Raw genomic sequence first — 12,608 nt, 5'->3', positions numbered from 1 at the left:
GATATGCGGACAATTGGGGCGCCAGGCGAAAGCCGTGGGCGCTCCACGCGGCAACCGTCGCCAGGCGCCGGGTGAAAGCCGAGGAGTTTGAATATGTTCACTGCAGGACGTTGCGCGTGACAATCCTTCGAGCGTTTCGTGGCCAGGGCGCCGCCGCCGTTTCGACCTATCTCCGTGGCGTCAGCATTGTCGCCTTGCTGGCGGGCGGCGGTACCGCCGGCGCGCGCAGCCTCAACAGCTCGTCAAGCATTTCGCTCACGAACGCCGCCAGCGCGGCGCAATTGGCTGCGGGGATACAGGCTGCCGCGGCGGCGCAGCAATCGTCGCAATCGCTTGCCCGTGCAGCCGCGGCACTCCAGGCGGCGCGGGCTGCGCAGCAATCGGCAAAATCGCTGGCATCGACCTTGAAGGGTGGGGTCCCGGACGGCATCACGACCAACGGACTGATGCCGGCCGATGGAATCGCCGGCGACCCGACCTTGTGGCAAGGCGCGTTGGCGCCCACCCAAACCGTCGCCAATGGCCGGACGCTGGTCGATATTCAACAGACACAGCAAAAGGCGATCCTGAACTGGAAGACGTTCAACGTCGGCCGCAACACCACGCTCACCTTCGATCAGCAGGCGAGCGACTGGACGGTCCTGAACCGGGTCTCGGACCCGTCTGCCTCTCCGAGCACGATCCTCGGGCAGATCAGCGCGAAGGGGGGCGTCTACATCATCAACCAGAACGGCATCATCTTCGGCGGCGGCTCCCAGATCAATGTTCACGCGCTGGTGGCTTCTGATCTCGATGTCGGGACGCTCGGGCAGACGCGGTTCGACCGCGATCAGTTCTTCCTCGGCACCGGCATCGCCAATGGAACGCTTGCCGTCAAAAGCTTTTCGATCGGAGGGGAAGACAAGCAGACGAAAGCGATCGGCGGTGGCGTGGTCGTTCAGGCCGGCGCCACGATACAGACCGATGATCCGGGCCCGGATAAGCCGGGTGGGTTCGCCTATCTGTTCGGCTCGAACGTCGCGAATTACGGCGAGATCAGTGTACCGAACGGGGAAGCAGCCCTGATTTCGGCGCGTGCTATCTTTCTGACGCCAAACAGCGACGCCGCCGCTAGTTTTCCGTCTGCTGTCCTGCCGGCGAAGGTGACGTTCCGCGGGACCGGGTTCCAACTTTCGCCATATGCAAACTCATACAATTTCGCTGGAACCCCCAGTGGTCCGTATTTGTCGGGGACAGGCTCCGTCGCCAATAACGGGCTGATCGAAACACGCAGCGCCATCGTCGAGATGGCGGGTGACCGGGTCAGCATCGGCGCCCAGGGTGTCATTTCGGCGGACACCAGCATCAGCCTTCCCAGCATGGTGCTGCTTCATGCGGCGACGAGTGTCGACCTGAGCGGCACGATCAGCATGCTCCCGTCCGACACTGGCGCGACGCTTCCGCAGTCGAGCAGCGCGGGAAGCAACGTCCAGAGCTTCATGCCAGCCTACGTCGAAGCGACGGCACAAGGTCAGGTCACCGTCGAATCGAGCGGCCTCGTGTCGGCTCCTGCCGCGTCGATTTCGATCAATGTCGCGGACCTGACAGGCAGTCAGGGCAGCAGCAGAACCCTGTTCGGCGATGTATCGGTGAACGCATCGCTGTCGGGCCCGCAACGCGTGCTGCTCGCGCCCGGCGCCACCATCGACGTGGCCGGATTGCAGAACGTCGAGCTTCCGGCGAGCTACAATTTCATCTCTTTTACACCGACCAACGAGTTTGCGGACATGCCGCTTCAGCGCAGCGGCGCGCTGTACGGACAGCCGCTGTGGATCGATATTCGCGCGTCCGGAACGCGCAGCGACGGCACGACGTGGCTCGGCACACCGCTCGCGAACGCGAACGACGTCGTCAATGCGGTCGGCCGGAGCATCTTCCAGTTGATGACGGCCGGCGGCAATGTGTCGCTGACCACGCCCCAACTCAATGCTGCGGGCCAGGAGGTGGTGCTTCAGTCCGGGTCTGTGATCAACACGGCAGGCGGCAGCATTCGTTATCTGCCCGGAACGGTTCCGGTTACAATCCTTCTGGGCAGCGACGGCCGCAGATACAGCATGCAAAATGCCAGTCCCGACATGACCTATGTCGGGATTGCCGGCGTGTTCACTTCCGCTCATTCGCATTGGGGGGACACGTACAAGCAGATCTGGAACACCAACACCACGATGCAGGTCTCGGGGTATACCGACGGGCAGGGTGCGGGCGGCGTTGCCGTCAGCACGGTGAACCCGGTGCTGGCGGGGACGCTGCTGTTCGGCTCGGTCGCCGGCGAGCGCCAGATCGCGTCCGGCAGTTTGCCCTCGCAGGGCTACCTGACGCTCACCACGCCATCGACCGTCGTGATCGGGGCGAACGCGACGTCGCTGCCTGCCGATTTCGATTCCAGATACAACCAGAATATCTATTCGGCCAATGGAACGCTGATCGGCAAGGGGACAGCGCTGCTCCCGCCGAATCCGACCAACGCGACAGATCTCGTGTCCTCGGATAATTTCGCGTCGACGAGCGCTTACCAGACGTTCCTGTCGGCAGACGAGCTTTCGGGCTACGGGCTCAGCGCGCTTTCCATCACGTCCAACGATCTGGTCGTGACCAAGGGCAGCACGCTCCGTCTGGCGGCGGGCGGGCAGTTGTCCGTCACGACGGGTGGCGCGATCGACGTTGCCGGAACGGTTCAGGCAGCCGGCGGCAAGGTCAATCTGAAGACAGATGGCTATGTAGTTGGCACCAGTTCACCGCTGAAAAATCTGTTCAAGCCATCCGTGACGCTCTCGGGCGCCGCCATGCCTGCCAACGTGTTCGTTTCAGGCGTCCTTGATGTCAGCGGGCAATGGACAAACGACACGGGTCGCTTCGGCAATGATGCGTCGGGTCCGGGCTATATCAACGGCGGCACCATCACGATTTCCACGAACAAGAACAGCAGCAACGGTCTGGACACCACGGGAAGCATTCTGCTCGCGGCGGGAAGCCTGCTCGACGTCTCCAGCGGAGGATACATCTCGGCGAAGGGAACGCCGAAGACGGTCTCGAGCGGCCTGATGGCCGGCGCCGCCGGCAGCATTTCTCTGAAGGTCTATCAAGGCAAGGGGTTTTTCGATCCGAGCGGCCAGGACACCCCGGTCACCCCAACGACGGGAAGCATCGCCGTCCTTCAGCTCGATGGCGCCATGCGGGGGTATGGGTTCGCCGATAGCGGCACGCTGACGCTCGCCGCGGCGGGAACGATAACGATCGACAATACGTCGCACTCTGACAGCGCGTCGGGGATTCGGATCGGGGGAACGTTGGCGACGCTCCCGGTTTCGCTGTTCGCGAACAATGGATTCGGCAGCTTCGTGATCCAGTCTGCGCCAAGCGGCTGGTCACCCAACGCCCAGGTTACTTCGCCCGGGACGGGAACGATCGTGGTCTCGGCCGGAACCTCTCTCAAGCTGCAAAAGCAAAGCTTGAGCAGTCTTGCCGACTATAGCGCGGTGGCGACCGGCACCAAGATTGCCACGATCGCGCCCGTCGTGACCGCGCCGGACGGTCAGCGAACGCCCGTCAACCTGACGCTCAAGTCGGACAACATTCTGCTCGACGCAGGAGCAACGATCCAAACCGATCCCGGGGCCGTGATCACGATCGCCGGGACACCCGCACAGCAGGGAACGTCAGGGGAGACGCCGCAGCGGGCAGCGAACGTGCTGTTGCGCGGTTCGATCATCGACCATTCGGGAACGGTGTCGGTGAACGCCGCGCTAACCTGGCTCGATCAGAACGCTTTGATCGACTTGTCGGGAATCCTGCAAACGAACGCTCTGTTCGGCAGCCGCGGCGGGCCTGCCGTGAGCGACACGGTTCTGGCCGGGGGTAACCTGATTGTCGAGGCGGCGGATCCGAGTGTCAAAGGCACGAATCCCAATTTGTCGGGAACCGCACTTGTTGCGATGACAGGCGCCAAGGTCGACGTATCCGGCGCCGCCGGCACGCTCCAGGTGGCGAATTCGGGAAGCACGCGTCCGTCGACATTCACCTTGATGAGCTCGTGGAGCGACGCTGGCTCCGTCAGCATCGACGTCGGCGCGTTCGCGTGGGGAGGGACCTTCGTGGCGCGCGCGATCGATCCGCGAGCCCAGGGTGGGACCCTCATGCTCGGGGGAGGCGCAATATCCTTACGGCAGGACTCGACCGCCGTCACGGCCGCGCTGTCCAACGTTGGTCAGGCATCGCTGGCGAATCTGGGCACCCTGTCACAATCGCTTCTGACGCAACTGACTGCGGCAGCCGGGCACTCGGTGTCGATCGTCGCCGCCGCCGACTCGAGCCGATTGGGTGCGTTCGACAATGTGTTCCTCTACAGCGGGACATCCGCCGGCGGACCCGGGCGCATTTTCACCGATCTGTCGGGCAGCACCTACAACATCGTCGCCCCGAGCCTGTCCGAACTCGTCGTCGATGGCACGCTCGACTTGCACATAGCCAGTCGGTTGGAGATCGCCGCGAGCTCGATCCGGTCGGTGACGCCTGGCAGCGCGACGCCGCAGAGCTCGGTCACGCTCGCAGCGCCTTACGTCCTGCTCACGGGTGGATTCCCCAATGGCAACGGAACAACAAGCGCGGGCGCCAGCACTTTTGATGTCAAGAATGCGCAAACGATCGACATCGAGGGGGCGGCCTTCAACGGTTTCTCGTCGGTCAGGCTGAGCAGTTCAGGTGACATCCGCCTGAGCACCCCGAAGGTTGCGGACGGCCTCATATCCGGGCTACCGCAGGCACTGCAGGATACCACCACCTATCGCGGTTTCCTGGATAGCTCCGGCGATATCACACTCGACGCGCAGCGGATCTATCCGGTGTCCTCCGTCGACTTCTTCATTCGAACGCCGAAGAGCGTGACTTTCAGCGCTTCGGCTGGCAGCAATCTCGAGATCCCGCTCTCGGCCGGTGGCAGCATCACGGTGTATGCGGCGAGCATCGAGCAGGGCGGAAACCTGTTCGCACCGCTCGGCAAAATCACGCTGGGCGATGACGGAACGGCCGCGCGCAACACCGGCGGGGTCGTGACCGGCAAGATTGATCTCGTCCCGGGCAGTCTGACCTCCGTGACGCTCGCCGATACGCTGGTTCCATACGGCGAGACCGCAGACGGTACGAACTGGTACTACAACGCCAGCCTCTATCCGCTCCAGGCGCGCAACGCAGACGGAAGCGCTGTCGTTGAGCCGAACGGCACGTCTCCGGTGCTCCCGTCGAAGGGACTGGTGCTCGACAGCGCCAACGTGACAGTGGCGTCGGGAGCCAAGATCGACCTGAGGGGCGGCGGCGATCTGCAGGCCATGGAGTTCGTCTCGGGCAAGGGTGGCAGCCGCGACGTGCTCGCCACCACACCCTCCGGACAAACCGTGTATGCGTTGCTGCCGTCGCGCAACGATGGGGTCGCGGCCTTCGACATTCACTTCACGACCGCGCGCAGCCTGGACGGTGGCAAGACCATCACCGCCGCCGATGCCTATCCGCTGGCCGGCAAGCAGATCTACATCGATGGCGGAAACGGCATCCCGGCGGGAACCTACACGCTCTATCCGGGTCATTACGCCACGCTTCCGGGCGCGCTGCGTGTCGTTGATTACGGCAGCAATGTCGGCAAGAACCTCGCGTCGGGGACGACCCTGCCGGATGGCACCGTGTTGACGACGGGCTATTACACCTCGTCGACGCAACCGGGAACGCGGTCGGCCGGCCAGGAGCTGTTCGCGGTGCAGACCGGTGCGGTGTGGAAGCAGTACAGCGAATACACCCTGAGTTCGGCGAACAGTTATTTCGTCGCCAAGGCCGCACATGATGGCGTCTTGGCGCCCCGATTGCCCATCGATGTCGGACGGCTTGCTGCGGTTGCATCGCAGTCGCTTGACCTGGCTGGCACGATCGCAGCGCAAGCGGCGCCAGGCGGTCGCGGAGGCGAGCTCGACATTTCCGCGAGCAAGCTGGTCGTGAGCCAGACGAATCCGATCGGCGTTGAACCAACCTATGCGTCAAGCGATGGTTGGGTCTGGCTTTCGGTCGATCAGCTCAACGCGCTCGGATTGGAGAGCATGCTGCTCGGCGGGCTGCGCACGGACACGGCCAGCGGCGACACATTGATCACACCGACCGCTGGCCAGGTCACGATCGACACAAGGGGCGCGGCGCTGACGGCTCCAGAGCTCGTGCTCGCGGCGCAACCCGCGAATTCTCTTGTGCAGACCGTGAACGTCGCCGGCCTCGGCGACGTCAAGGTCACGCTCCCGGCTGGCGGCGGCGGGGTCACGATTGCCTCTGGCAGCGTTATCGAGACCACCGGCGCCATTCAGTCGGGCTTCGGTCGTCATTATGTGTTTGCGCCATCAACTCCTGTCACGGCGCAACAACTCGCGACTGCTTTGGGAGGCACGCTGAACGGGACGCAGATCAGCAACGCCGATCTCACGAGACTCCCCCTGACCCTTCCCGACGGCCGAGCGGTGGGACCCAGCCAACTGGCGGCGCTCGCAATCGGCCAAGGTGCGCTGTTTGTCGCCTCGAACGATTCCAGCCTGACGGTAACAGGTCCAGCCGCGAACCGGCCGGACCTGACGATCAGCTTCGCGCCCGTCGCAGCGGCGGGAGGGGCCGCCGTGACCGGTACGATCAACCTGCCATTCGCCGGCCAAGTCCTGATCGAGGCCGGCAGCCGGATCTCGACCGAGAACCTGTCGCTGCAGGCGACCAGCAACACCAACGCGGTCGTCCTCAACGCCTCGACGACGGCCCATCCCGCCGCGCCGCCCGCGGTGCTGGACGCCAAACAGATCAACATCACCGCGCGCAGCATCGGGTTCGAGAGCAACCTGAGCCCGGGCCGGACGGAGTCGCTGCTGCTCTCGCAGACGAATTTCGGCCAGCTCGCCGGCGCGCAGAGCCTGACGCTAAAGGCGCTCTCCGGCCCGGTGACGTTCTATGGCGATGTTGCCTTCACACCCGGCGGAGCGATGCAGAACCTGACGTTGGACGCTCGCACGATCGCCGGAACCGGTGGCGACGTCAGGCTTGCCATCGGCGGCACCGCTACGTTCGTCAGCAGTTCGTCGGCGAGCGAGGCTGCGATCACGTCGACCTCAGGAACCTTCGAACTCGACGCCGGCAAGATCGTACTTGGAGGCGGGACGCAGACAATCGCCGGCTTCTCGAACGTCAACTTGACGGCTGCCAAGCAGCTCAACATTGCCGGTCCCGGCTCGCTTGCTCTGGGTGCCACCGGCCAGGCCGCCGCCGTCGACATCAACATCAATACACCGCTCGTTCAGGTAAGCGGTCAGACTGGAGCCGCAACCGGCGCGCAATTCGCTCTCACGACGAACGGCACGGTCACGTTCACTCGGCCCGGTGACCCGAGGGCCCTCGTATCCCGGCCGGACGACAGCAGCGATCTCGGCGGCAATCTCGCAGTCACGGCGGCGAGCATTCGCCTCGGCGAAGTCGATGCAAACGGCCAGCCGGTGCTGGCTGGCGGCATCATTCAGGCGCAGGCCGGCAACATCACGCTGCACGCCACCAGTGGCGACGTCACCCTCAATCCGGGCGCGTATATCGCTGCCGGAGGATACGAAAAGACCTTCATCGACGTGACCACATATGCTCCAGGTGGCAAGGTCGTTCTCCAGTCCGACGCCGGCAACGTCAACATGCGCCAGAACAGCGTCGTGGACGTCGGGCAGCCCGTCGGAGGTCTCGGCCACGGCGGCGAGATCGACGTGACGGCGCGGAGCGGCAACGCCGTCGTCGCGGGCGCGCTGATGGGCTCCGGAGGGACGGGGCTTGGCGGCACCTTCAAGCTCGATATCCTGGGCGCGGCCAATCTTGACACCTTGGCGAGCACGCTTGGTGCCGGCGGCCTCAATGGCTCGGTGGACATTCACACGCGCACGGGCAATCTGGTTCTCTCCGCGGGATCCACGCTGAAGGCCAACAGCGTCGTGCTCACGGCCGATGATCAGCGCTGGAATGGCACCGACGGATACAACGGCCAGGTGATCATCTCTGGCAAGATTGACGCAAGCGGCTCCGCCACCGATACGATCGACGGATCTGGCCAGGCAGGCGGGCAGGCGTCCCTCTACGGATACAATGCCGTCGTGCTGACTGCGGGCGCGAATATCGACGCTTCAACCGCGCATAGCAACGAGCGGGGTGGGGACGTCGTGCTTGGCATCGGCACGAATGCAGCCGGCTATATTGATCTTCGAGGAGGCGGCATCAACGTCTCCGGTCCGAAGGGAGGAGTGGGCGGCACCATTCATTTGCGTGCACCGATCATCATGGGCAATGCCCTTGGACAAGGTGACGTCAGAATTGCCGCCCTCAACTCCAGCATGACCGGCATGCGCGCAGTGACCGTGGAGCCGTACGTCACTCTTTCCTCCGATGGCAGCATCGGCCTGAATGGAAGCTGGTACCACTGGAACGGAATCATCGATCCGGCCAACGACCCGTTCCTCTACAACCTCATCGCGTCGTATGTGCAGGGCCAGACGATTTACGGTTTCGCCGGCACCTTCGCCCGGCTCACCCCGTTGGCGCAACAGCTCGGGGCGGGCATGGTCACTGTCCAGCCCGGGCTTGAGCTGATCAATAACAACAAGTCCGTCAACAACGGCGACATCACGATTGCCAGCAACTGGAACCTGGCCTCCGGCACCGCCTATGACCTGAAAACGAGCGGGGGCGTGACTTACTTCGACTACAACAGCAGTTCCGTGAAGTTCGACTATCGTCTTTCGCCGTACGTGTATGGTGCCAATGTTGGTGCGCTGTTCGGCGTCAGCAGCCCGGGCGCGCTGACGCTGCGGACCAGCGGGAACATCAACGTCAATGCGTCGATCTCCGATGGCTTCTTCCAGTTCAGCAACTATTTGGATCCGACGTATGTCAGCCAAGTCGCGACCTATCTTGCAAATCTCGCAAGCTCAGGCCAGGTCCGCGGGATGGACGGAAGTCTCAGCGGCACCGGGCAAAATGTTTATCTGTATCTACTGAACGGATTCAACCCACAATCCAAGGTGCCGATCGCTCCCTACAACCAGGCGGCGAACGGCATCAGCCCCGGCTCGGATGCGCTTGCTGCCGCGGATTTGTTCCCGCACAGCCTGTTGACGTGTCAGACTTACTGCGGGAATGGCTGGGGCACCAAGGTTTCGGTGGTCGACCCCGGGTCATGGACGTACCGCTTCACGGCAGGCGCCGACGTGGCGAGCGCCAATCCCATCGCCATGCAGTCGCTCGCGACCGTTGTCAGCGGCAGCGTGATCATCGATCATCATACGACGTACAACCAGCCGAAGTCCCAATCGGGCGCTGTCAGTTCAGTCAATCTTGCGACGATGGTGCGGACCGGGACAGGCGACATCAGCATCGCCGCTGCCCGCGACGTCGTCCTGAATGACACGACAGCTCCCGGAACGATCTATTCGGCCGGCGTGAACACGGCGCGGCTTGCCGACCCGCAATACCAGTTGAGCGGGACGACGGTGAGCGCCCAAAATCCGGACGGCTTTTTCGACCCGCAAGTTCTGGCGTACAATGGTAATGTCAGGGTCGCCAATACGACCCTTTACGGTCCGCCCACTGCCGCGGCCTTCCCGGAGAACGGTGGGAACGTGGACATCGTGGCGCAACGCGATTTCATCGGCTTCAACACCACGACGACATCGGGCAACCAGACGAGCTTCCAGTACTTCGCGCCGTGGCTGCTGGCGCAGGCGGAGTTGACTCCCGTCCCCGTTAACACCGGCACCCGCCTGATGGGGGCCGGCGTTTTCGCACCGACGGGCACGAGCATCGCCTCGCAATCCGCGTGGTGGATCCAGTATGGCAGCTTTCAGCAAGGCGTCCTGAGCGCGGGCGGCGATGTCACGCTGACGGTCGGTCGGGATATGGTGGACGTCTCCGTCTCCCTCCCGACGACCGGGCGGGTGAGTGGCGGCCTCTCCACTGCCAGCACGCCGCAGACCCATGTCTATGGCAGCGGGAATTTGAGCGTTCAGGTGGGACGCAACCTGCTTGGCGGCGCCCTGTATGAGGGTTCCGGTCACGCGAGCGTCGTGGTGCGCGGCTCCGTCGGGCAAGCCGGAAACCTGGTCGCCAGCAACGGTTCGTCCGTCAATTATCCGCTGCTCGCCGTCGACTCCGGGCAAATTGCGCTTGCCGCAACTGGATCCGTCACCACTGCCGGTGTGATCAATCCCGCCGCCATTCACTCTCAATCCGGAAGTTATGGCGACCCGCTTGGACGCTCTGCTGCTGTTTTCATGGATACTTATGGACCGAACAGTGCGGCTTCGATCCTGGCGGTCGGGGGCGACCTAACGATCGGCGTCGCTCCGATTGGAGTGTTCTATGGCGGTCGTGACTTGGCCTATCCGTCGAGCTTCGAGGCCGTCGCGCTGAGCGGCGACATCAAGACCACCGGCATGACGTCCGTCCAAAACTCGGGCATCATGCTGAGCGGCTCGACCAGCGGCTCATTCCAGTTGCTGGCGCAGGGATCGATCGACCTGACGGGCGGCTACACCCCGACGTCCGGCCTCAATCGACCGACCTTCTCCGCCGGGCCGTCATTGCTGGATACGGCCTTCAACCCCTTCCGGCCGAACAACGGGTTTGGCGACAGGCTGAGCAGCGAAGTGCTCGCGCATCAGGACGACACCGAGGTCGCTCACATCTACGCGATGACCGGAGATATCGTCGGCGTCGGCACCGTCAAGTCCAGCATCAGCAACAATCAGGTCAGCATCTCCGACATCCAGAGAGTGGAGATCAACAGTCCGGCAGAGGTCCATGCCGGCCGCGACATCGTGGACCTGAACCTGATCGTGCAGAATATCTCCGAGTCGGACGTCAGCAAAGTCGATGCCGGTCGCGACATCTACTACACAGGTTTCAATCTGGCCGGCGGTTTGCAGGTTGCGGGTCCCGGGTTCTTCGTCGTGCAGGCCGGACGAGACCTCGGGCCGTTGCTTCCGGCGGTCCACGACAACGCCAGCGAAGCCGTCATGCAGCAGGGCATCACCGCTGTCGGCAACGCCAGCTTCACGCCGGTTGGAAATCGCTATGTCGTTCAAGCGAGTTCCGGAATGTATGATCCGTTGCTGCTCGGACCTACCGGACAGACGCCGAAACAACGCAATCCCTTACTCGCTCAGTCGGGTGCTGACTTGATCGTGCAGTTCGGGGTGGCCAACGGAATCAACTATGACGGGTTCTGGAAACTCGACCCGCTGACCAATCAACCCGTCTACTATCCGGGCGTCATCGACGCATATCTGAATCCGGCGCGGGGCTCGATCGATCCGATTGTTTCGGGAGACTATTCGGCGCTATCGGTCCAGTTGAAGCAGTTTCTGGCTGCGAATCCGGGCACGACGCAAACTGCAGCGCTGGGTACTTATCAGGCGGCTTCGACGACGCCGGCCGCGCATAATTACACGAGCGAACTTCAATCCTTCCTGGCTCGCATCGGTCACCCAGCGGCCGATGCAAGTTCGGCTTGGACCACGTTCCAGGGCCTCTCGAAGGATCTGCAGCACGTGTTCGCCGACCAGATCTTCTACGCCGAGCTCAAGGCGGTCGGACAAGCTCAAACGAATTCATCCGGCAATTACCAGCGCGGTTACCAGGCGATCAACACTCTCTTCCCGGCCGGCCTCGGCTACACGGCGAACGCGCTGGGTGGCGGATCGAATGGCGCCAATCAATTGATCGCGACCGGTGATCTCGACATGCTGCATGCGACCATCCAGACTCAGCAGGGAGGCAACGTCTCCATCATGGGCCCGGGTGGAAATATTCGGGTCGGCTCTTTGGCGACCGAGCCGAACCAGCTTCTGAAGCTCAACGACCTCGGCATCATGACGCTTGCGGGCGGGTCCATCGACACGTTCACGGATCAGAGCGTGCGCGTCAATTCGAGCCGCGTGTTCACGGAGCAGGGCGGCGATATCCTGATGTGGAGTTCGAACGGCGATCTCGATGCTGGCCGGGGTGCCAAGACGACTCTCTCGCTGCCGCCGATTCAGGTTCATTTCGACCAGGATGATTACGCGTCGACTGATCTCGGCGGTCTGGTGACCGGCGCCGGCATCGCGGTGCTCCAGACCTCCAGCGCCGCGACGACCTCGAACCTTTATCTTCTTGCGCCGCGTGGGACCGTGGATGCGGGGACCGCGGGAATCCGGGTTTCTGGCAATTTGATCGTTGCCGCCGTTCAGGTGGTCAATGCGTTCAACGTCAAGGTCGGAGGCTCGACGACGGGCGTTCAGATTACCTCCGTCCCGAACGTGGGCGCGCTCAGCGCGGCTTCGAATACAGCGGGTGCCGCGGCGAAGAGCGCGGAAACGCCGACTGCCTCGGGCGGGGGGGAACGGGCCTCGGTCTTCATCGTGGAAGTGGTCGGCTACGGCGGCGGCGACGGCAGTTCCGAAGCTACTCCTTCTGGAGCGAGCACGAACTCCGGGGAGAGTGCGAATCCTGAGGAGAATACCAAGCGCCAGGGTCAGTAGCGTTTGCAGACG

At 63.3% G+C, this 12,608-nt stretch carries 1 protein-coding gene; it reads left to right on the top strand.

From position 1 onward, the window contains the following. Positions 1-116 precede the first annotated feature (116 nt). Positions 117-12,596: a filamentous haemagglutinin family protein gene (locus NLM31_RS27115; protein ID WP_254194234.1), complete on the top strand. Its 12,480-nt coding sequence runs from the start codon at positions 117-119 to the stop codon at positions 12,594-12,596. Positions 12,597-12,608 lie beyond the last annotated feature (12 nt).

Source organism: Bradyrhizobium sp. CCGUVB4N, assembly GCF_024199945.1.
Classification (GTDB): Bacteria; Pseudomonadota; Alphaproteobacteria; order Rhizobiales; family Xanthobacteraceae; genus Bradyrhizobium.
The sequence above is the reverse complement of the archived record's forward strand: the minus strand, read 5'-3'. Positions and strand labels throughout refer to the sequence as shown.